At 68.4% G+C, this 22,890-nt stretch carries 17 protein-coding genes and 1 riboswitch; of the genes, 1 reads left to right on the forward strand and 16 read right to left on the reverse strand.

Going from position 1 to position 22,890, the window contains the following annotated elements:
- Positions 1–4: 4 nt before the first annotated feature.
- Positions 5–132, reverse strand: a riboswitch (FMN riboswitch).
- Between the two features lie 131 nt (positions 133–263).
- The 16 genes from HMPREF9058_RS04070 to HMPREF9058_RS04140 form a co-directional block, all read right to left on the reverse strand.
- Positions 264–1,751 (reverse strand): DUF1846 domain-containing protein, encoded by a 1,488-nt coding sequence (locus HMPREF9058_RS04070; RefSeq protein ID WP_009405457.1) that lies wholly within the window; start codon positions 1,749–1,751, stop codon positions 264–266.
- A 107-nt stretch (positions 1,752–1,858) separates the two neighbouring features.
- Positions 1,859–2,119 carry a 30S ribosomal protein S20 gene (gene rpsT, locus HMPREF9058_RS04075; protein ID WP_009396927.1) on the reverse strand — a complete coding sequence of 87 codons (261 nt, stop codon included), beginning with the start codon at positions 2,117–2,119 and terminating at the stop codon, positions 1,859–1,861.
- 142 nt (positions 2,120–2,261) lie between these two features.
- Entirely contained in the window at positions 2,262–2,966 is a 705-nt protein-coding gene (locus tag HMPREF9058_RS04080) for an ATP-binding cassette domain-containing protein (protein WP_009747435.1), read from the reverse strand.
- The gene (locus HMPREF9058_RS04085; RefSeq protein ID WP_009747426.1) at positions 2,959–4,944 is read right to left on the reverse strand and encodes a hypothetical protein; all 1,986 of its coding nucleotides are present in this window, start codon (positions 4,942–4,944) and stop codon (positions 2,959–2,961) included. The genes HMPREF9058_RS04080 and HMPREF9058_RS04085 overlap by 8 nt, the downstream gene beginning before the upstream one ends.
- Positions 4,945–5,010: 66 nt before the next feature.
- Complete coding sequence (locus HMPREF9058_RS13985; RefSeq protein ID WP_009405548.1) at positions 5,011–5,430, reverse strand: lactococcin 972 family bacteriocin; 420 nt, start codon at positions 5,428–5,430, stop codon at positions 5,011–5,013.
- A 184-nt stretch (positions 5,431–5,614) separates the two neighbouring features.
- Positions 5,615–6,268: a type II toxin-antitoxin system PemK/MazF family toxin gene (locus HMPREF9058_RS04090; protein ID WP_009406110.1), complete on the reverse strand. Its 654-nt coding sequence runs from the start codon at positions 6,266–6,268 to the stop codon at positions 5,615–5,617.
- 159 nt (positions 6,269–6,427) lie between these two features.
- Positions 6,428–7,939 (reverse strand): hypothetical protein, encoded by a 1,512-nt coding sequence (locus HMPREF9058_RS04095; protein ID WP_009405758.1) that lies wholly within the window; start codon positions 7,937–7,939, stop codon positions 6,428–6,430.
- Positions 7,940–8,121: 182 nt separating this feature from the next.
- Positions 8,122–9,651 carry a hypothetical protein gene (locus tag HMPREF9058_RS04100; protein ID WP_050798011.1) on the reverse strand — a complete coding sequence of 510 codons (1,530 nt, stop codon included), beginning with the start codon at positions 9,649–9,651 and terminating at the stop codon, positions 8,122–8,124.
- A 156-nt stretch (positions 9,652–9,807) separates the two neighbouring features.
- A complete protein-coding gene (locus HMPREF9058_RS04105) occupies positions 9,808–11,121 on the reverse strand; it encodes an ISL3 family transposase (RefSeq protein WP_009405997.1) in 1,314 nt (437 codons plus the stop codon).
- Positions 11,122–11,367: 246 nt separating this feature from the next.
- Positions 11,368–12,243 carry a tryptophan synthase subunit alpha gene (trpA, locus tag HMPREF9058_RS04110; RefSeq protein WP_009405899.1) on the reverse strand — a complete coding sequence of 292 codons (876 nt, stop codon included), beginning with the start codon at positions 12,241–12,243 and terminating at the stop codon, positions 11,368–11,370.
- Between the two features lies 1 nt (position 12,244).
- A complete protein-coding gene (trpB, locus tag HMPREF9058_RS04115; RefSeq protein ID WP_009747539.1) occupies positions 12,245–14,509 on the reverse strand; it encodes a tryptophan synthase subunit beta in 2,265 nt (754 codons plus the stop codon).
- A 9-nt stretch (positions 14,510–14,518) separates the two neighbouring features.
- Positions 14,519–15,607, reverse strand: a complete 1,089-nt coding sequence (gene trpD / locus HMPREF9058_RS04120; RefSeq protein WP_009405624.1) for an anthranilate phosphoribosyltransferase — start codon at positions 15,605–15,607, stop codon at positions 14,519–14,521.
- A gap of 113 nt (positions 15,608–15,720) precedes the next feature.
- On the reverse strand, positions 15,721–16,428 hold the full coding sequence (locus HMPREF9058_RS04125; RefSeq protein WP_009406252.1) for an aminodeoxychorismate/anthranilate synthase component II: 708 nt from the start codon (positions 16,426–16,428) through the stop codon (positions 15,721–15,723).
- A gap of 3 nt (positions 16,429–16,431) precedes the next feature.
- Complete coding sequence (locus HMPREF9058_RS04130; protein ID WP_009747503.1) at positions 16,432–18,219, reverse strand: anthranilate synthase component 1; 1,788 nt, start codon at positions 18,217–18,219, stop codon at positions 16,432–16,434.
- 274 nt (positions 18,220–18,493) lie between these two features.
- A complete protein-coding gene (locus tag HMPREF9058_RS04135; protein WP_009747540.1) occupies positions 18,494–20,095 on the reverse strand; it encodes a S8 family serine peptidase in 1,602 nt (533 codons plus the stop codon).
- 148 nt (positions 20,096–20,243) lie between these two features.
- On the reverse strand, positions 20,244–20,732 hold the full coding sequence (locus HMPREF9058_RS04140) for a DedA family protein (RefSeq protein ID WP_009747378.1): 489 nt from the start codon (positions 20,730–20,732) through the stop codon (positions 20,244–20,246).
- Positions 20,733–20,908: 176 nt separating this feature from the next.
- Between HMPREF9058_RS04140 and lepA the strand changes: the two genes are divergently transcribed.
- Positions 20,909–22,828, forward strand: coding sequence for a translation elongation factor 4 (lepA, locus tag HMPREF9058_RS04145; RefSeq protein WP_050797988.1), 1,920 nt, complete (start codon positions 20,909–20,911; stop codon positions 22,826–22,828).
- The last annotated feature ends 62 nt before the right edge of the window (positions 22,829–22,890 follow it).

Consider the following 22,890-nt stretch of genomic DNA (forward strand, 5'->3'; position numbering starts at 1 on the left):
TCCCGTGTGCGCTTCCCATCCGGACTCTCACCGTCGGTCCAGGAGTTCCACCTGGTCAGCCGGTCGCTGGATGCGACCGGGTCGCGGACTGTCACCGCCGGTTCGGACTTTCACCGACCCCAGAGCACACGAGCTCATCTCGTTGAGGAGAATGTACCGCGCGCGAGTGCGTTCAGTCACCTCTGCGCACCTATGTGACTATCCACACCTCGGCAGGGCGTCTGGGTGCGGGCGCACCGCAGGAGGGTGGCCCGCACCGGGCCTCACTTCTTGCGGTACAGGGACTTGGTGGCGTAGACGGGCTCGTTGGTGACCTGGACTCCCAGGGCGCGGAAGATGCCCTCGTCCACCGAGCCCAGGATTGTGGAGGTGTGGACCTCGCAGCCCCGCAGCGTCTCGAGCTGGTCGAGGGCCTTGCGGGCGTTGTCGTCCCCGTTGGCGGACACGGCCAGGGCGATGAGCACCTCGTCGGTGTGCAGGCGCGGGTTGCGGCTTCCCAGCCTCTGGGTCTTGAGCTTCTGGATGGGTTCGATGGAGGCCGGGGCCAGCAGGTTGACGTCATCATCGATCCCGGCCAGGAGCTTGAGGGCGTTGAGCAGCATCGCCGAGGAGCACCCCAGCAGGGCGGAGGTCTTGCCCGTCACGATGCGCCCGTCGGGCAGCTCGATCGCCGAGGCCGGCTCGCCGGTGGCCTCAGCCACCTCCAGCGCGGGCGGCACGACGGGGCGGTCCTCCTTGCTCACCCCCACCTTGGCCATGAGCAGCGCGATCCGCTGGGACTGGACGGGGGCGATGACCTCGCGCTTCTCGGTCACCAGGGCCCGGTAGTAGCGGCGGATGATCTCCTGACAGGCGGCCTGCCGGCAGACCTCGTCGTCGCTGATGCAGTTGCCGGCCATGTTGACGCCCATGTCCGTGGGGGAGGCGTAGGGCGAGGAGCCCAGGATCTCTTCGAACAGGCGGCTCAGGACCGGGAAGACCTCGACGTCGCGGTTGTAGTTGACGGTCTGGACGCCGTGGGCAGCCAGGTGGAAGGGGTCGATCATGTTGACGTCGTCGAGGTCGGCGGTGGCGGCCTCGTAGGCGATGTTGACCGGGTGGTCCAGCGGCAGGTTCCAGATCGGGAAGGTCTCGAACTTCGCGTAGCCCGAGGAGATGCCCCGCTGGTGGTCGTGGTAGATCTGGGACAGGCAGGTGGCCATCTTGCCGCTGCCCGGGCCGGGGGCGGTGACGACCACCAGGTCCCGCCTGGTCTCGATGTACTCGTTGCGCCCGTAGCCCTCCGCCGAGACGATGCGGGCGACGTCACCGGGGTAACCGGGGATGGGGAAGTGGCGGTAGACCGTGATGCCCAGCGCCTCGAGCTTGCGCTTGAAGTCCTGGGCCTGGCGGTTGTCATCAGTCCACTGGGTCACGACGACGCTGCCCACATAGAGCCCGTAGCTGCGGAAGGCGTCGATGTGGCGCAGCAGGTCGTCCTCGTAGGGGATGCCCAGGTCCGCGCGGACCTTGTTGCGGGCGAGGTGCTTGGCGTTGACCGCCATGACGATCTCGACCTCGTCGGCCAGCTCGGCGAGCATGACGATCTTGTTGTCCGGGGTGAAGCCCGGCAGCACGCGCGAGGCGTGCATGTCGTCAATGAGCTTGCCGCCGAACTCCAGATAGAGCTTGCCGCCGAACTGGGCGCGGCGCTCCGCGATGTGGCTGGACTGCATCCGCAGGTACTTGTCGCGGTCGAATCCGATGCGCAATGGGCTCTCCTTGAAGCGGTCTGATGAATGGGTGAAGGTGATGGAAAAAAGGGGAGGGCGCCTCCCCGGTGGGAGGCGCCCTTCAGATGCTCACTGCTGCGGTGGCCTCAGAGGGAGGCGACGCGCTTGGCGAGCTTGGACTTGCGGTTGGCGGCCTGGTTCTTGTGGATGACGCCCTTGGAGACGGCCTTGTCCAGCTTGCGGGAGGCGGCCTTGAGGTGCTCGAGCGCGGCGTCCTTGTCACCGGCCTCGACGGCCTCGCGCACGCGACGCACGTAGGTCTTGAGCTCGGACTTGACGGACTTGTTGCGCAGGCGGGCCTTCTCGTTGGTCTTGATGCGCTTGATCTGGGACTTGATGTTCGCCACGGTGAAACTTTCTCGCGTCTGATTGGTCAATGGCCGGAGAGAGGGTTCGCGCCACGGGTTGACATGAGGTGGTGGGGCACCTGGCTGACCCGGTCGCCGGACCCCGCAGCCGGCCAGGCCAGAGGTCCAAGGGGTGACTCTATCAGTCCAAATTCTCAATGGCTTCGTGCTCATGGAGGCTGTGCACGTGAACTTGCTCGCCTGTGCTGAGCTCTACCTGGTTCTCCGCACGCTCGATAAGCCTTGGGTCATGGGTGATCACGAGGATCGCGGCAGAGGTCCGAGCCCACGCGTCCATGGCGCCGATGACCACCGTGGCCAGCTCCTCATCCGCACCGGCGGTGGGCTCATCGAGGATGACCAGGCGGGGGTGCTCCATGAGCAGTGTTCGCGCCAGGGCCACTCGCATCCGCTCTCCGCCGCTGAGCAGGCCCGTGCGAGTTCGGGACAGGGTGGTGAGCCGGGCCGCGCCCAGGGCATCGGCGATCCGCGCCGCGCGCTGGCGCCGGGGGAGCCCGAGTGCCCAAGCGGCGTGGCGCAGTGTGGCGATGGGGGTCCAGGAGTCCTCCAGAAGAAGGTCCTGGGGCTGGAGGGCGATCGTGGTGCGGTGCACCAGGCGAATGTCACGCGGGCTCATCCTGCTGGAGGGCCGGCCATCGATGGTCACGGTTCCGGTGAAATCGAGATCGTGCAGGCCCAGGCACCATGCCGTGGTGGTCTTGCCGGAGCCGTTGGGGCCGGTCAGTGCCGTGACAGTCCCCTCCTTCAGGGACAGATCCAGCCCGTCGACGAGCAGGCGCCCGCCTCTGGAGATGGTCAGGTCTGTAGCGGTGAGTGTGTCAGCCATGGCGGGCCTGCCTCCTGCGGCGGGGGTGGGTGGGCCGGGCAGTGGCGTGGCGTGCTCCCACGACAGCAGCCACGGTGAGGGTGAGTGCGCACGCCACCTGAGTAAGGACCAGCTCGGCACTGGGCTGGGTCAGGAGCGGCCAGGCGAGGATGAGTACCGGGATGGTGATGAGGACCGCGGTCAGGAGGCGCTCGGCCAGCATGCGATGCCCCAGCAGGCGCTCGATCTCACGCCTGCGACTTCTGGCCTGTGCCCAGGTGCGTGCCGCGAGCCCGGCGCTGGCCGCGGCTCCGGTGGCTGTGGTCAGCAGGATGAGGGCGTGGAGGACTGCCATGTGCGTGGTTTGCTCCCTGAGGGCCGTGTTGCCGGTGCCGACGGCGTCGAAGCGCGCCACGAGATCCTCCACGTGGTGCTCGCGCAGCCGCTCCCGCAGGGAGACGAGGTTCTGGCCGGTGAGGACTGCGGCCCCCTGGGTGATGGCGGACAGGTAGTCGTCTGGGGCGAAGTAGCCGTCGGGGACCACGGCGATGAGGCAGTCGCTGGTGCGGGTGCCCTCGCTACTGAGGAAGAAGCTGACGGCGGGGAGCCTCTCCGGTAGGAGCGAGCTGACCTCCTCAAGGTCGTGGGAGGTGACGGTGACGGCGTTCGCGCTCGCCCCGTGCATGGTGTTGAAACGCGCCTGCTCGACGAGCTCCTGGGTCAAGGCCTCGTCCTGGCCGGCCAGCGACCGGGGCCGGTAGAGGGTCACCTGCTGCCCGGTAACCTTGGGCAGGCCGTAGTGGGCGGCGGCCGTGTTGTTGAGATACAGGATGGGCGGCCCGTCGCCGTCCCCGGTGGAGCCGTTGGGGATCGCCCAGGCCAGAACGAGGCTCCCCTCCTGCTGGGCCTGGGTGATGAAGGAGGCTATCTGGGGTGTCTTGGCACCGAAGGTGGGCTCGCTGACGGACCAGATGCTCAGAGCGGTGGCCGGGGGAAGGGACTGCTGGGCCTGAGCCTGGTTGCGAAGTGCCTGCGCCTGGAGGACATCGATGATGAGGCTGGAGCTCGCGGTGGAGAAGGACCAGGTCATGGCCAGGACGAGCGCATAGGTCAGCAGGGCGATCCCGTGGCGCGGACGCTCTGCTGTCCCGGGTCGCTGCCTGCTTCCAACCGCGAGCACCACCCATCCTGCGAGCGTGCCGGTCAGGGTTGCGGCCAGGGACAGGAGCGCGCAGCAGGCGATGAGCTCGGCGCTCAGACGGTGGACGCTCAGCACGGCGGAGCCGTAGATGTCGTAGGCCACCAGCAGGGCGAGTAGCGCCAGAGGGAGCAGGAGCCACCGGCATGCTGTCAGGAGGCTGTTCTTGAGGAGGTGGAGGGCCAGACGGGTGTGGGAGCGGCCCTGCAACCGGGCGCTCCTGTAGGAGGAGGACTGGGAGACGGTGGCAAGGGCCAGGACGAGCGCCAGAACCGTCTGGGCCAGGAGCAGGCTCACGCCGATCTCGGAGCTGATGGCGGTGGACAGGGCAAGGCCCGGTGTCAGAATCCCCGACTCACTGATGCGATCGCACCACCGGTCTGTGACCTGGCTGAGGAACTGGGTGGTATTTTGCCGCGAGCCGATCGCATACCACCCGCCCAGGGCATCGTCTTGGACGGTGCTGGCGCTGTAGGCGATGGGCTCCGGCAGGAGCAGGGGAGTCAATGGCGGGCGAATGTAGTCATCAGCCTCGTAGCCGAGGAGCTCGACGCTGGTTGTCGAGTATGACTCGTCGGTGGTATCGGCGAAGTCTGTGATGTGGCGTACCTGGGCAACCTCGACGCCGGCCTGCTTGCCGATCTGATGAAGCTCATCCGGGTCGACGCCGGTTTCACTGATAATGACATAGCCGTTCGTCTCGGCCGGAAACAGGAGGAGGAGCGTCTGCGGAATAAGCAGGATGGTCGCCAAGCACAGCGCGAGGTTGAGGGCCCAGGTGGCTCTGAGAAGAATCTTCATGAGGGTGGTGCGGTAGGTGGGGCTCCATCAGCGGGGCCGCCGCCTACCGCAAGACACTAATGGCTCTCAGCAGAACCAGTAGAAGGCTTCGTTTCTGTCAGTGGAGCGTCGGACCTGAGCGTAAGACCACTTCCCTGCGGCAGTTTTGGGACTTCGTGCGGTGATGAGCCCATTGTAGGTTCGGGCTGAGGAGCCATGGCATCGAGAAGGGTGATGAAAGTTCGAGTAGACAACTTTCGAGTTCGTGCCGTAGCTCCAGGTCCCGCCGGCGACCTTGACCGTGTGAGAACCGGTGATCCAGGCAGGGCGAATGCCTGAGCTTCCGGCAGGACTGTCTTCGACAGTAACTGAGCCGTACTCGGTGGCGTCATCGGGGATAGGTGAATCGTCTGCGAATGCGGGGGATGACGTGCCAAGAGTGAGAACCGAGGCCAGGGTGATGGCGGCCAAGCCCTTGAGGGTGGTGGTGACTGTTGGGAGTGCCATGATCGCTCCGATCACTTCATAGGGATAGGTGGGCTGGCCAGTAAGTCAAGTTTATGCGTGAAGGGGGGATAGGCAATACTTCAATCTTGTTTTGTAGAAACCTCCGATACAGGTGCTTTCCAGCGTGTCCGGGCCTAGCGGATGACATCCGTATCCTGTGCGATCTGTCGAAATCTGGAGGCGATCAGGAGTGGTGGTGGCGCAGGGCGGCCACGACGCCGTCGAAGACCTCACGCTTCATCGTGGCCCCCTCGCGGCGCACCGAGGCCGGCTCCACCAGGAGCAGACGGTCCAGGCGCACCTCACTGGGGCGACCCTGCCGGTCCCAGTCACCGGTGCCGACGTCGTGCCAGAAGCGGCCCCAGCGCGCCTCCTGGGCGGCGTCGCGGTCGTGGTCCTTGCTCGTCATCTGGGCCACGACCAGACGGGTCTCATGGCGAGCCAGGACCAGGACGGGCCGGTCCTTACCCTGGGCGGGATCCTCTTCGAAGGGAACCCAGGCCCACACCACCTCGCCGGGGTCGGCCTCGCCATCGGGGTCGGGGGAGTAAGCGAAGTCGGGCAGCCCCAGGGCGGAGACGTCGTAGACGCTGACGCCTCGCGCCAAGGGGGCCGTCGCACCCGCCGCAGCGCCGCTGTCGTGGGCGCGGGGCCGGGTCGGTGACGGCTTCGCCGCCGACGACTTGGGGGCGCGGGACTGCGCGGTCTCAGCTGAACCTGGTGACCTGCTCTCCGACGTGCCCGACGGCGTCGAGGACTTCTGGGAAAGGGCGTCGCTGACGGCGTCGGAGGCGGCGCGTCCGAGCAGGGTGAGGATCCGGTTGAGAAGGCTGGCCATGGGCGCCACCCTACCGCCGGGCGGGAAGGGGCGGCTGCTGCAGGCTCACGACGGCGACCAGCGCCACCGGTGGACCTGCCTCGAAGCAGGGGGACCACCGGTGGCGCCGGCGAATGGGGTGACGGTGCGGTGCGCCCGGAGAATCGCGTCGGAGAGGTACTAGTTCCCGGAGCGCGTCACAGGGGTGCAGATTGTCTGGCTCCCCGCTTCGGTGCCGCCGTAGCTGCCGGCGACGTCGATCTGCATGGTCAGCCCCCGGGAGGGGTCCTGGGGGTCGCAGGTGCCCAGGGACTTCCAGGTCTCCGCGGTGACCGCCTCGGCGTTGACCTGGTAGGTGCTGGTGAAGGTCATCGTGGTTGACGAGTGGGCGTTCAGGGAGTCACCGGTGCGCAAGGACAAGGAGCCGTCGTCCTGAAGGGCATAGCTGTCCGGGCCGACCCACCACGGGGTGCCGGTACCTGTCACGCTCTTGAGGGTGAAGCCGGCCGGAATCCCGGGCCGCAGGACGATATCGGAGCTGGATCCGTTGGCGTCGGTGGTGTTGGTGAAGGTGACGGTGTAGCCGACCTCGACCTCGTAGGTGCCGGTGGGCTCGGCCTCGACCAGGAGATCCGTGGGATGAGTCTCCACCTCAATCACCGGCCGGTGGTTGACGTAGTCGCTGGAGAAGGTCTGGTTGCCGGTGGTCAGTGAGGCCTTGACCCGGTTGCGTCCCACGACGCCGGTCAGGTCCACCTGGCAGGTGACGTCCTTGCCCTGGGGGACCTTCGCCGTTCCGCTGGAGACGCTGAGACTCTCAGCCGGTCCGGTGGCCGAGACGACCTTGCCTCCGAAGGCGGTCAGGTCGCAGGTCAGGGCGCCCACCTGTGCCTGCCCCTTGGACTTGCCGGCGGAGATGGTGAAGTGAGACAGCGGGGTGGTGGAGTCGTTCCGCGCCGTCATGGTGAAGCGGGAGGCGTCCTTGGCGGCGCCGTCGACCCTGACGTCCTGGGTGGACACGGTGGCGTGAGCCTCGCTGGCAGCGGGCTTGTTCGCCGTGACGGTGGGCTGAAGAATCGCGTTGCGCGTGGAGACCTCGACGGTAGGGGTGAAACGGTAGCTGCGCGCGTCCGCACCGGGAGCCGCCACCGTGGTCCCCAGATCCAGGTCGAGGTAGCTGCTCTTGTCCCATTGGAGGTAGAAGCTGATCTCATAGGTCAGCTTCAGGTGCTCAGGAGTGCAGGAAACGGCTTTGACCGAGCCGATGGGCTCACCCAGCAGGGGGTTGTACAGCTCAGAGATGGAGCTCAGCTCGGAGTCCACGATCAAGGCCGGGGGCTCACCGTCGCCATTGTCGATGTAGAAGGAGCTCGTCCCGGCCACTTCGTCACCGTTCTGGGAGGGGCAGGTCCAGGTCCACTGGCCCGGCACGGAGTCGGCCTCAATGGTGACGTCCGTGGCGCTCTTCGGGGCGATGGCTGATGGGATGCGGACCTTCCAGCTCAGGCAGCCCTCGGCATTGTCGGAGCCATGGCAGCCTGCACCGGCCGTGTGATACAGCCCCTCCACGGTGATGTCGGTATCAGCGGACGCCGGGGCGGCGACGGCTGCGGCGGCGAGCAGGGGAAGAGCCAGGGCGATGCGCAGGAGGCGCCGCCAGGGAAGAGAGGGTGGGGAGGATGGGAAGTGCATGAGCGCGCCTTTCAGTGAGGTGAAGTGAGGTGAATGGAGTAAGGAACGAATTGCGTCTTCAACGGACTGCTTCTTACTGAATGGGATTTCCGTTGCGGGAGACAGCCATATGAAGGTCGGATAGGTGAAATACTCACCTATCCGACCTTCAACCAGCCGGGCTGATCGACCTGAGCTCGTGCTCAGTTCTTCGTGCGCGTCACGACGGTGCAGGCCGAGTAGGTGCCGGGCTCAACCCCGTCGCTGCCGACGACGTCGATCTGGGTGGTCAGTCCCTTGGAGGGGTCCTTGGGGTCGCAGGTGCCCAGGGACTTCCAGGTGTCCTCGGTGACCGACTCGGCCTTGACCTCGTAGAAGGCGGTGAAGGTCATCGTGGTCGAGGAGTGGGCGTACAGGGTGTCGCTCGTGGACAGGGGTATGGAGCCATCGGGCTGGAGCGCGTAGTCGTCCATACTGATCCACCACGGGACGCCACTGTCCAACACGTACATGAAGCTGAAGCCGGCCGGGATCGGGGGGTGCAGGACGATATTGGAGGTGTGGCCGTCGGCGTCGGTGGTGTTGGTGAAGGTGACGGAGTAGCCGACCTCGACCTCGTAGGTGCCGGTGGGAGCGGCCTCAACTTCGCGATCAGTGGGCTCGACCTTCACCTCGCTGATGGGGCGATCCTTGGTGTAGTCGCTGGAGAAGGTCTGCTTGCCGGTGGTCAGTGCGGCCATGACCGTGTTGCGTCCCGTGACGCCGGTCAGGTCGACCTGGCAGGTGATCTCCTTGCCCTGAGGGACCTTTGCCGCTCCGCTGGAGACCGTGAGGTTCTCGGCCGGTCCGGTGGCGGAGACGACCTTGCCTCCGAAGGAGGTCAGGTCGCAGGTCAGGGTGCCCACCTGTGCCTGTCCTCTGGACCGGCCGGCGGAGATGGTGAAGTTGGACAGGGGTGTGGTGGAGTCGTTCCGCGCCGTCATGGTGAAGCGGGAGGTGTCCTTGGCGGCGCCGTCGACCGCGACCTCCTGGGTGGACACGGTGGCGTGAGCCTCGCTGGCAGCCGGCTTCTTGGCTGTCGCGGTGGGCGTGAGAACCAGGCTGCCCGTGGAGGTCGTGATCTTCGGGCTGAAGGTGTAGCTGCGCGCGTCCGCGCCGGGAGCCACGACTGTGGTCCCCAGGTCCAGGTCGAGATAGGAGCTCTGGTCCCGGGCGGTGTCGAAGTTGACCTCGTAGGTCAGGCTCAGGTGCTCAGGAGTGCAGGAAGCGGCTGTGACCGAGCCGGCGCTGTCCCCGTGATGGTTGTAGTACAGGTGGTCGAAGAAACCCAGGCCGGAGTCGGCCAGCTTCGTTACGGGCTCGTCCTTGCCTCTGTCAATGTAGAAGGCACTGGTCCCGGCCACCCTGTCGCCGTCCGGAGAGGGGCAGGACCAGGTCCACTGACCCGGCACGGAGTCGGCCTCAATGGTGATGGTGGTCGATGAGTTCGGGGCGACGGTCGAGGGGACTCGGACACCCCAGCTCAGGCAGCCCTCGGCACTGTCGGAGCCGTGGCAGCCGGCGCCAGCGGGATGATAGCGCCCCTCCACGGTGATACCGGTGTCCGGGGCGGCGGTTGGGACGGCTGCGCTCACCGGAGCGGCGACGGCGCCGACGGTGAGCAGGGGAAGAGCCATGGCGACACCCAGGAGGCGCCGCCACGGACGAGTGGATGGGAGAGGTGGGACGTGCATGAGCATGCCTTTCACTGAAATGATCGGAAGGGACGCCGACCGGTCCTTTAATATATCTCTGAACACAGTGCTATGGAAATGGTGCAGTGCTTCTTCTGCCGCGCTTTCCCGGCTCTTCGTATTTGAGGGTGTTTTAGGCGGGGCTTATCGGCTGGTTTAGGTGGTTGCTGCCAGGTGGTCTTTGAGGCGTCCGGTGTGGATGAGGCTGCGGATGGTGTAGTGCGTGAGGTTGCGGAATCCCAGGGCGATGCCGCGTAGTTGCTCCAGGCGTCCGTTGATCGCTTCGGTGGGGCCGTTGGAGGTACGGGGGCGGTCGAAGTAGGCCAGGATGTCGGAGGCTCTTTCGGTCAGGGTTCTGGCCAGTGTCTGGATCTCCTCCAGCCCGTCGGGGACGGCCTGCCTCAAGGAGTCGATGAGCCGTTGCATCAGGTACTTTCCCAGGCCCGCCTCCTCGGTGCGGTAGGCCTGGATGAGGCGCTGGTAGACGCCCCAGGCGGCCTGGACCGCAGCGTGGCGCTCATCGGCGAAGAGGTTCTCCAGGCGCTCGGCCTGGGCATCGGTGAGCAGGCCGGCCCCGGTCAGCAGAGTGCGCCGGGCCCGGTAGAGCCGGTCACCCGCTCGGCCCCGCCGGCCCGTGATCGCCCGCTGGATCCGCCGGCGGCACTGGTCAAGCTTGCGGGCCGCCAGGGCCACGACGTGAAAGGGATCCATGACCGCCCGAGCCTGTGGGAGCTCCTCGCCGGCGGCGCTCTTGAACCCGGTGAAACCGTCCATGGCTACCACCTCGACCCGCCCACGCCATTCCTGGTCGCGCTGGGAGAGCCAGGTCTTGAGGACCTTCTTGGAACGACCCGGGACCACGTCCAGCAGACGCGCCGGACCACTGCGGTCGCGCACGGGAGTCAGGTCGATCATGACGGTGACATAGCGGTCGCCCCGCCTGGTGTGGCGCCACACATGCTCATCAACTCCGAGAGCCTCCACCCCCTTGAAGCGGTCTGGCGCCTCGTTGAGGATCTGCTCGGCTCGGGTCAGGATTGCGTTGTTGGCGGTGTGCCAGGAGATCCCCAGAGCGGCTGCCACCCGGGAGACCGACATGCACTCCAGGGCAAGGGACCGCAGCCCCCACTCCACCGCCGAGCGCGTCAGCCGCGCCCTGGGCTCAGCCAGGCCGCTCGTGTCCTGTCTCCACACTCGACGGCAGTGGGTGCAGGCGAAGCGCCGCACGCGCACCACCAGCTGCGTGGGCCTCCACCCCACCGGCACGTGGGCCAGGCGTCGGGCCACCGTCCCACGGGATACTCCCTGAGCGCCGCAGGCTCTGCAGAAGGGGTCCTCGAACCCGATCGGCATGCGGCACTCCACAATGGCTCTCGTCGAGGTCAGGAGCTGACCCACCGCGGTCAGTCCCAGGGCATCCAGGCCCAGGAAGGTCGTCAGATCAGGGCAGGCGAAGGTAGTCTCAGGCACGTCGAGGTCTCTCGTGACGGTTGTGTAGCAGCTCCCATCATCGGGAGACCTCGACCTCTACCCAAGCAACGACGCACCCACCCCACCTATGCACTTCAATAGGCTCCAGCTACCACACCCTCAAACGCGAAGAGCCGCTTTCCCCGCCTTCATGAAAGGAATAGACAAAGGTCGGTCGCGCCCAGCTTTCGGTGCAACCGACCTTTGTCGTGGTTCTTCGCGGCTCGTCTGCCAGACTTCGCCCCGTCAGTGCGGGCGCGTGGCCTCCTTCATCGTGGCGGTGAATGCGACGAGGTCACTGCGCAGCGCTCCGAGCGCGTAGTGACGACGCTCCTCGTTACCGCCTGCGCCGTTGTTGCTGCTGGCTGCCGCCATGATCTCGGGGGCGTAGCGCTCCACGATCTTGACCGTGGCCGATCCACTGATGGCGCCGTCGGCACCGGCTGCGATGGCCTCGGCGACCTGCTCGGGCGTGGAGATGCCGAAGCCCAGCATCACTGGTGCGGCGGCGTCGGCGCGCAGGCGTTCCACCGACTCGGCGAGCCCCACGGTGGAGGAGGCCCGCTCGGTGCCGGTCACCCCCACCCGGGAGACGGCGTAGACGTAACCGCGTGAGGCCGCCGCCACTGCGTCCAGAGTCTCGGCCGCGGCCGACGGCGGGGCGATGTAGACGGCGTCGACACCGGCCTCCTCGGCGGCCCGGCTGAAGGGGGCCGACTCGCGGATCGGGACGTCGGGCAGCAGCACCGAGTCGATGCCGGCCTGCGCGCACTCGGAGTAGAAGCGCTCCAGGCCCATGGCGAAGGGCACGTTGCCGTAGATGAGCATGCCGATGGGCAGCCACGGGTGGCGCCGGCGCACCCGCCGAACCACCTCCAGGCAGTCCTGGAAACCCACACCCGCGGCCAGGGCCCGCACATGGGCCTTCTGGATCGTGGGGCCGTCGGCGACCGGGTCGGTGAAAGGCACGCCGAGCTCGAGGGCGTCGGCCCCACCGGCGATGAGCGCCTCGATGACGGCCTCGCTGGTGTCCGGGTCGGGGTCACCGACCATGACGAAGGGGACGAAAGCGCCCTCACCGCGCTCCTTGAGGGCGGCGAACATCGCGGGATAACGACTCATCTCAGAACTCCTCATCCGGGCCGGCGTACGGGCTGGTGCCCCTGGTGGCGTTCAGACCCGCGTACTCGGTGCGCTTGCCCATCTGCTCCACCATGCGCGAGGCCCTGGCCACGGCGCCGTCAGTGGAGAAGGAGCCGCCCAGCCTCGCCTGCACCTGGTCGAGGTCCTTGTCCCCACGGCCCGACAGGCACACCAGTAGGATCGGGGGCTCCTCGCCGTCGGGCACCCGGCGGGCCATGGCCAGGGCCTGAGCCAGGGCGTGGGCCGACTCCACCGCGGGGATGATCCCCTCGTGGCGCGACAGCAGGCGGAAGGCCTCGATCGCCTCGTCGTCACTGATGCCCACGTAGCGGGCCCGGCCGGTGTCCGACAGCCAGGCGTGCTCGGGCCCCACGCCCGGGTAGTCCAGGCCCGCCGAGACCGAGAAGGACTCCTCGACCTGTCCCTCCGAGGTGCGCATGAGGTAGCTGCGCGCCCCGTGGAGGATCCCCACCAGCCCCTTGTTGATGGGGGCGCCGTGGCGGGAGGTGTCCAGGCCCTCACCGGCCGGCTCAACCCCGATGAGCTCGACCCCGGGGTCATCGATGAACTCGGCGAACATGCCGATCGCGTTGGAGCCGCCGCCCACGCAGGCAATGACCGAGTCCGGCAGCCGCCCCGTCAGACCCAGGACCTGGGCGCGGGCCTCCCGGGAGATGACCCGGTGGTACTCGCGCACGATCGTGGGGAAGGGGTGAGGCCCGGCCGCCGTGCCCAGCAGGTAGTGGGTGTCGGCGAAGGAGGCCGTCCAGTCGCGCAGCGCCTCGTTGACGGCGTCCTTGAGCGTGCCCGCACCACTGTCCACCGGGACCACCGTGGCGCCCATGAGCTCCATGCGCTCGACATTGGGCGCCTGACGCACGACGTCGGTGGCCCCCATGTAGATGGTGCAGTCCAGGCCCAGCAGGGCGCAGACCATGGCGGTGGCCGTCCCGTGCTGGCCGGCGCCGGTCTCGGCGATGATGCGCCGCTTACCCATGCGCTTGGCCAGGAGGGCCTGCCCCAGAACCTGGTTGCCCTTGTGGGCGCCACCATGGACCAGGTCCTCGCGCTTGAGCAGGATGCGGGCATTGCCCTCGAGTGGCAGGTTGCGCAGCTCGGTGACCGCCGTGGGACGCCCCAGGTAGCGGGTCATGAGCGTCTCCAGCTCGGCGGCGAAGGCCGGATCGGCCTGGGCGTCGATGAAGGCGTCCTCGAGTTGGTCCAGCGCCGGGATGAGCAGCTCGGGCACGAACTGGCCTCCGTAGGGTCCGAAGAAGGCCGGCAGGCGCGGGTGGTGCCCCGTCTCCTGGCCGTCCCGGTCCAGGGCCGACGACGTGCCCTCGCCCTGAGGCAGCGGTACCGCGGTGGCCAGCTGACGAGCGGCCTCGGCCGGCTCCGGGGCCCCGGACAGGGACGAGCCCACCAGGAGGGCGTCCACCAGGCCCGACAGGCGCCGCACGTCCTTGGCAGCACCGACCCCCGACTCACCCACAAGCACCACCCCGGCCGGGGCCAGGGGAGCCATCTCCTCGGTGCGCGCCAGATCCGTCTCCAAGGTGCGCAGATCACGGTTGTTGATGCCGATGACCTCCGCCCCCAGGGCCGAAGCGCGATGCATCTCCTGAGGCGTGGAGACCTCCGTGAGCACTTCCATGCCCAGGCTGTGAGCCAGCTCGGCCAGCTCACGATAGACGTCGTCGGGCACCACCGAGAGCATGAGCAGGACCGCGTCCGCCCCCAGGCTGCGAGCCGCCAGCACCTGGACCTCATCGACGATGAAGTCCTTGCACAGGACGGGGACGTCCACCACCTCGCGCACAGCGGCCAGGTCGTCGAAGGAGCCGTTGAAACGATCGGGCTCGGTGAGCACCGAGACCGCGGCCGCGTAGGGCGCGTACTGGGCGGCCAGCGAAGCCGGGTCGTAGTCGGAGCGGATGGTGCCGCGTGAGGGCGAGGCCGCCTTGCACTCCATGATGAGAGCAGGCTGCGGGCTGCGGCCCTGGCCGCTACGGGTGCGCAGGGCGGCCGCGAAGGAGCGCTGCGAGCGCTCCAGGTCCTCGGCTCTCAGGTGCCCGAAACGGGCGCGCAGCTCATCAATGCGCTCGCGGCGCGCCTGGACGATGGAGTCCAGGACGGTGCCCGTGGCGATGAGGCGCGCCTCGACCGGCTCACGGTGGGTGCGCTCGCCAGGGCCTGCGCCATCGGGTGACGCGGCGGGGACGGGGGCGGTGTCGGGGGTGGTCACGGCTTCTCCTCAGGCCGTCTCAGTGGCGAGGTCACTGGCTTTGGTCATGGACTCCAGGTGGCGGGCCACGCCACCGGAAAGGATCTGCTCCAGGGCCGCCGCAGTGCCGTCGGCAAGGCTGTCGGCCCGGCCGGTGAGGTACAGCAGGGCACCGGCATTGACGGCGATGGCGTCGCGGTGGGCGGGCCGTCCCTCACCCGAGACGGCCTCGCGCAGCAGGCGGGCGTTGTCGGCCGGCTCCCCGCCCAGCAGGTCGGCCAGCTCGTAGGCGGGCACGCCCAGGTCCGCAGGCGTGACCTCGTAGGCCCGCACCCCGTCGGGTGTCGCCTCACGCACGAGGGTGGGGCCGTGGACGGCGATCTCGTCCAGGCCCGAGCCGTGGACCACGAGCGCGCGCTCGCGCCCCAGCTGGACCATGGCCTCAGCGATCATGTCCAGCATGCCTGGGTCCCACACGCCCATGAGCTGGAAGGTCAGGTGTGCCGGGTTCACCAGCGGTCCCAGGACATTGAAGATCGTGGGCGTGGCCAGCGCCTTGCGCACCGGGGCCACGTGCCGCATCGCCGGGTGGTAGGCCTGGGCGAACAGGAAGGTGAAGTGGTCACGGGCCAACAGCTCGACCGCCGTGGCCGGCTCCACGTCCAGCGGCAGCCCCAGCTCGGCGATGACATCGGCCGCCCCCGTCTTGGAGGACACGGCCCGGTTGCCGTGCTTGGCCACCGCGACCCCCATTGAGGCGGCCACCAGGCCCGCCCCCGTGGAGATGTTGATCGTGCCCACGCCGTCGCCCCCGGTGCCCACGACGTCCACCAGCGGGAAGGACACCGACGGGAAGTCCCGGGCCACCTGGCGGAAGGCGCTCGCGGCCCCCGCGACCTCCTGGGGCTCCTCACCGCGGGCGTGCAGCGCCGCCAGCAACGCCGCCGTCTCCACCTCGGACAGCTCGCCGGCGCCCAGGGCCGCGAAGACCGCGGAGGCCTGCTCGCGGCTCAGGCGCCGTCCCTGCACCACCTCTCGCAGCAGCTCGTGCGCCTCCTGCGCCGTGGCAGCAGGCGCGGTCTGCGCAGCGGCCGGGGCCGCGCTGTTGGTCTGACTCATTGGTCTGTAGCTCCTTCGCAGGTGGTTGAGGCTGGTCGAGCGCTCGAGGGTGATTCTGCCCGAACGGTGGCTCCGACGTCGGTATGTGCGGGCCGACGGGGCGCAGGTGTGGCTCAGGGGGTTCGGGCCAGGCCGGCGGTGACGGCCTTGAGCAGGGCCGGGCCCTGCGGGGTGAGGATCGACTCGGGGTGGAACTGCAGCCCGACCGCGGGCAGCGACCGGTGCCGGGCCGCCATGACGATGCCTCCGCTTGGGTCCTCATCTGTCGGGGTAGTCCGGGCAAGGCTGACAAGTGCCTCAGGAAGTGTGCGCGTGCCCAGGGAGTGGTAGCGGGCCACGTCCAGCGGACCGCTGTCGAGGACCGCGAAGGCCTCGTCCGCGCGTCCCGCCTCAGTGACCTCGAGGCGGTCGGAGCGGCCGTGGACCGGGCCGACCGGGGCGACCCGCCCGCCGCAGGCCTCGACCAGGGCCTGGAACCCCAGGCAGATACCCAGCGTGGGGATCGCCTCATCCAGGGCGGTGGCGATGAGCTCCATGAGGCAGCCCGACGTCGCCGGGTAGCCCGGCCCGGGGGACAGGCACAGGACCGGGCGCCGCCCTGCCTGGCGCTCGGCCTCGGTGGGCTCCAGGGCGGCGAGCACCCGGGAGGCCGGCACGTTGTTGCGGTAGACCTCGATCTGGGAGCCGAGGGTCGCGAACTGGTCGACGAGGTTGTAGACGAAGGAGTCGCGGTTGTCGAGTAGAACCACTCGAGCCGGTGCCGATGCCTCGGCAAGACTCCCGGTGGCCTGCCTGGTGCTCTGGCTGCTGGTGAGGGGCATGGCTCAGGCCTCCTTGCTGGTTTGGCTGCCGGTCCGGCTGCCGGTCTGGCTGCTGGTCTGGTCGATGACGAGGGTGGCGCCCTGTGCGGCGGCGACCGCCTCCAGGACGGCGCGGGCCTTGTGGACGGTCTCGGCGGCCTCTGCGGCCGGGGAGGAGGCCGCCACGACACCGGCCCCGGCCTGGACCAGGGCGGTGCCGGCGGATACGAAGCCGGAGCGGATGACGATGCAGGTGTCCAGCTCCCCGTCACCTCGGATGTACCCCACCGAGCCGCCGTAGGAGCCGCGACGCACGCCCTCGGCCTGGCGGATGAGCTCGGCGGCCCGCAGCTTGGGGGCCCCGGTGAGGGTGCCCATCGTCATGGAGGCGCGGAAGGCGTCCAGGGCGTCGAGGTCCTCGGCCAGCTCGCCGGAGACCTCCGAGACCAGGTGCATCACTCGGCTGTAGCGGTCCACGCGCAGCAGGTCCTGCACACTGCGGGTGCCCGGACGGCTGACCCGGGCGACGTCGTTACGGGCCAGGTCCACGAGCATGACGTGCTCGGCGACCTCCTTGGCGTCGGTGCGCAGCTCCAGCTCCAGGCGGGTGTCGCGCTCGTGGTCCACCGAGCCGTCGGGGTGCAGCCCGCGCGGCCGGGTCCCAGCGATGGGGCGGATGGCGACCCGGCCGCTGCGCACCGAGTACAGCAGCGCCGACTCCGGGGAGGCGCCGAAGAGCTCGAAGTCCGGGGCGGCCAGGTAGAACATGTAGGGGCTGGGATTGGCATGGCGCAGCACGTGGTAGGCGGCCAGCGCATCGGGGCAGTCAATGGTGAAGCCGCGCGAGGGCACCACCTGGTAGACGTCGCCGTCGGCGATGTATCCGCGCATCTCCTCCACGACCGCCTCGAAGTCGGCGTTGGAGACGGTGGGCACCGCGTGCAGGACGGGGGAGTCAGGGCGACCGGCCGGTGCCGGTGCCTCAACGGCTGTGTCGGCAGCTGTGTCGGCGCTGCCGGCCGGGTCCTCGATCCCGTCGATGGCGGCGGCCAACGCCTCCATGCGCCGCTCCAGGTCGGCGGCGTCGACCGAGGCCCCCACCAGGGTCGCCTCCTGGGTGGGGTGGTCGACGACCAGGATGATGCGGGCGTCGTAGAAGAGGTAGTCGGGGCAGGTGTTGGCGCCCTGGGCCACCTCGGGCAGGGACTCGAAGGTGGACAGGTAGTCGAAGGCGAAGGCCCCCGCCTCCAGCGGCAGGTGGGGGTGGTCGACCTCGGCCCGGGCCAGGAGGCGCAGCGGCTCAATCGTGGACAGGGCGGTGAGCCGCTCGCGCTCCTCGATGGACGGGTCGTCGTCGCAGATCGTGGGCAGGGTCAGAGTCAGCCGGCCGGGGCGGCGGTCGGTGACGTGCTCGGCCAGCCCCGCCTCAAGCCGCGCCAGAGCCGCCAGACCATCGGCCCCGGGGGCTCCTCCATCGACGGCCTCCAGCGCCTCAGCCATCACGGTCCCGCCCCAGCACGTCAGCCTGGCCGAGGCCTCCAGGACGGCGACCGTGGTACGCGAGGCCTTGGTCGTGATGTCGGCGCTCTCCAGCAAGACGCAGTCCACCGGGCGCACGGAGCCGCCCTGCGCGGCCGGGCCCGCAGTGGTGCGCAGCAGGCCGGAGCGAGTCAGCTGCTCCAGCAGGGCACCGCCGTCGGCGTGGTAGCGCACTGAGCGCGTCAGCACAGTGGGTGAGACAGTAGGTGAGACGGCTGACGGTGCGGCCTCGGGGGCAGTGTCTGGCACGGAGTCTGGCACGGTGGGTGACATGGGGCCTCTTTCCTGAGATCGGGGTTCAGGCGGGCCTCTCACTCATGCGTCGGGCGGGCCCGCGGTGAGCGAGCCGGAAGGTCCTAACGCGTCAGGATGATGGCGGCTCGCCTTGAGGGGAGCCACCACCACTGGCGGTCACGGAACGCTGTCATGGCACCGAGGGTAGAACGAGGTCGTGACGTGACCAAATCGTCGGCCGGAGATGAGACGCCTACCCGCACCTGTCGTGTGGCGTGCACAGGCATCGGTGCGCCTCAGGTGCTCGTCTGCGTCAGTTGCCCAGGCGGAGGGTTCTTCCACCGGTGGTGGCGCTGGGCTTGCTGCTGGGTTTGGTGCTCTTGCTGCTCGCCTCGGCGACGGCGGAGGCCGCGTTGACGATGCCGGCACCGCAGGAGCTTCGGTCGCACTTGGCCATGGGGGTGGCCGTGTTCTGCAGGATGGTGACGATCTCCGCGGTCTTCAGATCGGGGTTGGCGGACAGCATCAGCGCGATGGTGCCGGAGACGTGGGGAGCCGCCTGACTGGTACCGATCATGAAGGAGTAAGCGGGGGTCTGTGGGGCAGACGGCGACTCGTCGGTCGTGGACAGAATCTTGGGGCTGGTCCTGCCGTCCTCTCCACCGGGGGCGGAGATCTCGACGGTGTCACCGTAGTTCGAGAAGGATGAGCGGACCCCGGTGCTCGTGGTGGCACCGACGGTGATGACGTTCTCGCAGCTGGCAGGATTGACGTTACCGGCGTCCTCATCACTGTTGCCGGCGGCGGCGACGATGATGGAGCCGCGTGCGACAGCGGAATCGATTGTCTTCTGCAGGAAGCGTGTGCACACGCCAGGGCCGCCCAGGCTCATGTTGATGACCTGGGCGCGGTTCTTGTTGACCGGTACGCCGTTGACCTTACCGCCCGAGGCCCAGGTGATGGCGTCGACGAGGTTGGCGCCGTCGGAGCCGCAGCGGCCCAGGAAGCGGATGGGCACGATCTTGGCGTCCGGGGCGACACCTGCGACACCATCGCCGTTGTTCGTGCGCGCGGCGATGGTTCCGGCTACATGGGAACCGTGCCAAGTCGACTGCTGGCCCTTGTCCTGGTGCTTGCTGCCTCCGTCATAGGCGGAGCACTCACCCGGCTCGGACCAGTCTCCCTCGTCGGAGGGATCGGCGTCGTAGCCGTCGTTGTCGCGGGCTCTCTCGGCGTCGGCGATGAAGTCGTAGCCCGGCAGGAGCTGGCCCTTGAGGTCCGGGTGGTCGGTCAGGATGCCGGAGTCGATGACAGCGACTGTGACGCCCTTGCCGGTGGACTGCGACCAGGCGTTGGTGGCGTTGATTCCGTAGGAGCCCGAGGTCATGTCCCACTGCTTGGAGAAGTAGGGGTCGTTGGGGACATTGCGGTCCTGGGCGGAGGTGTCGCCCAGGGCGGTGACGTGCAGATCGGGCTCGACGGCCTCGATACCGTCGGCGGCCTCGAGCGTGGAGATGAACTCCTTGACCTGATCCACGGTGAGCTTGTCACTCAGCTTCACGGCAGCAGTGCTCATGGCGTGAGCGGTCACGCTCTCCAGCTTGACCGAGAACTTGCCCGCGGCGGCGGTCAGTGCCTCCTTGTCCTTGGCGGGCAGGGAGTTGAGGACGTTCTCTCCGTAGGCCTTCGCGGAGGCGATGACCTTGCCCGCCGCCGAGTTCTCGGCGTAAGAGATGATGAAGCGGTCACTGGGCTCGGTGACCTTCGCCGCGTTGCCGTGGGCGGAGGCCGATGCCGCAGCGGTGGCTTTGTGTCCGCCGATGACTCCGGCGCGAACCAGGCCGACGGCGATGAGACAGACTGTCGCGACGGAGGCGACGACGATGAGCAGGACGCGTTTTCTGCTGAGGGTCATGGTGGGGAGGCTTTCGGTAGGGACGTCTCGGGACAGGGAGTGCACAGGAACCCGGAATGCGACGATTCTGGCATGAGACGGCGGAAAACTCCCACCGGTGAGTGTGGGGAGGCCTCCCCAGCGGGCTCTGGGGCCGGAGCTGCCCGGGTCAGACGCGCTCGCGACGCCCGCTGCCGCGGCCTGCGCGCATGACCCGACTGCGGCGAATGACCACGATGAGCGCCAGGGCCGTGAGCATCAGGAGGCAGATGAGACGCCCTGTCGGTCCGGTGAGCCAGGCCGTCAGGATCGCCATGCCGATGGTCGTGTAGACGGCGGCCCAGGCGATCGCCCCGGCGGCCGTGGCCGCCACGTAGCGGCGCAGCGGCATGCGGGCCACGCCCGCGGAGAGCTGGATGACGCTCTGGATGCCGACGGTCAGGAAGGACACCGGCACGGCCAGCACGCCCCAGCGCGCCGACCAGGCCTGGGCTCGGGCGTACACGGGGGACTCGAGCAGCGAGACCCACCGGGTGCGCGCGGTCCCCGCCGTGATGCCCCGGCCGATCCAGTACATGGTGTGCGAGCGCATCATGGCCAGGCACCAGAAGAACAGGAAGACCCCGGGATAGGGCAGGGAGTGGATCCGTTCCAGCATGCGAGGAAGGCTAACCTAAGTCGATCGGTGCCCGGTGGCGGGCTCGCCTATGCCTACGCCTACGCCTGCGCCCGCGGGAGGTGTGGGGAACCGGCGCGTGGCCGCACCTCACACTGTGGGTTGGCCCGGCGGGCTGGGGTGGCGGGCCGCCGTCGTGGGAGACTTGGGCCAGACCCATGCCGGATATGAGGAAGAGCCAGGAACCGATCTCCGTGTCACCGATCCCCACACCAGAGCAGATGACCAGCGTCCAGCCCGCCGCCACCGAGCAGGCCCGGCTGCGCAACTTCTGCATCATCGCGCACATCGACCACGGCAAGTCCACCCTGGCCGACCGCATGCTCCAGGCCACCGGCGTCGTCCAGCCCCGCGACATGCGCGCCCAGTACCTGGACCGCATGGACATCGAGCGTGAGCGCGGCATCACCATCAAGTCCCAGGCCGTGCGCATGCCCTGGGCCATCGAAGGCGACGACGGCGTCACGCGCGCCTACGCCCTCAACATGATCGACACCCCCGGGCACGTCGACTTCTCCTACGAGGTCAACCGCTCCCTGGCGGCCTGCGAGGGCGCGGTCCTTCTGGTCGACGCCGCCCAGGGCATCCAGGCCCAGACCCTGGCCAACCTCTACATGGCCATCGAGGGGGACCTGACCATCATCCCGGTCCTCAACAAGATCGACCTGCCCGCCGCCGAGCCGGAGAAGCACGCCGAGGAGATCGCCTCCCTCATCGGCTGCGATGTCGACGACATCCTCAAGGTCTCGGGCAAGACCGGGCAGGGCGTGCCCGAGCTGCTCGATCGGATCGTCGAGACCGTCCCGCCCCCGCACGGCGACCCCGAGGCCCCGGCCCGCGCCATGATCTTCGACTCCGTCTACGACACCTACCGCGGCGTGGTCACCTACGTGCGCGTCGTCGACGGCGCCCTCAAGCCCCGCGAGCGCATCGAGATGCTCTCCACCAAGGCCGTCCACGACCTGTTGGAGATCGGCGTCATCAGCCCCGAGCCCACGCCGTCGGCCGGCTTGGGGGCAGGCGAGGTCGGCTACCTCATCACCGGGGTCAAGGACGTGCGCCAGTCCAAGGTCGGTGACACGGTCACCTCCGCGGCGGCCCCGGCCGACGAGCCCCTGTCGGGCTACCAGGACCCCAAGCCCATGGTCTTCTCCGGACTGTTCCCGGTGGACGGCTCGGACTTCCCGGCCCTGCGCGACGCCCTGGACAAGCTCAAGCTCAACGACGCCGCCCTGACCTACGAGCCGGAGACCTCCGTGGCCCTGGGCTTCGGCTTCCGCTGCGGCTACCTGGGCCTGCTGCACCTGGAGATCATCCGCGAGCGCCTGGAGCGCGAGTTCAACCTGGACATCATCTCCACCGCCCCCTCCGTGGTCTACGAGGTGACGATGGAGGACCGCAGCACGCACACGGTGACCAACCCCAGCGAGTTCCCCGAGGGCAAGGTCTCCTCCGTCTCCGAGCCGGTGGTGCGGGCCACGATCCTGACCCCCAGCGAGTTCGTGGGCACGGTCATGGAGCTGTGCCAGTCGCGTCGCGGCACCATGCAGGGAATGGACTACCTCTCCGAGTCCCGCGTGGAGATGCACTACGTGCTGCCGCTGGCGGAGATCGTCTTCGACTTCTTCGACGCCCTGAAGTCGCGCACCCGCGGCTACGCCTCCCTGGACTACGAGGCGGACGGCTCCCAGGACGCCAACCTGGTCAAGGTCGACATCCTGCTCAACGGGGACAAGGTGGACGCCTTCAGCGCCATCGTCCACCGCGACTCGGCCTACTCCTACGGCGTCATGATGACCAAGCGTCTCAAGGACCTCATCCCGCGTCAGCAGTTCGAGGTCCCCGTGCAGGCGGCCATCGGCACCCGCGTCATCGCCCGCGAGACCATCCGGGCACTACGCAAGGACATGCTCGCCAAGTGCTACGGCGGTGACATCACCCGTAAGCGCAAGCTGCTGGAGAAGCAGAAGGAGGGCAAGAAGCGCATGAAGGCCATCGGCCGGGTCGAGGTGCCTCAGGAGGCCTTCATCGCAGCCCTCGGCGCGGACACTCCCACCGGCGCCAAGCCGGGCAAGTAGCGCAGCCTGCGGGCACGAGCAGGATCGAGCAGGGCTGAGTAGGACCGAGTAGGACCAGGACG

The organism is Actinomyces sp. oral taxon 175 str. F0384, assembly GCF_000223355.1.
GTDB classification, from domain to species: Bacteria; Actinomycetota; Actinomycetes; order Actinomycetales; family Actinomycetaceae; genus Actinomyces; species Actinomyces oris.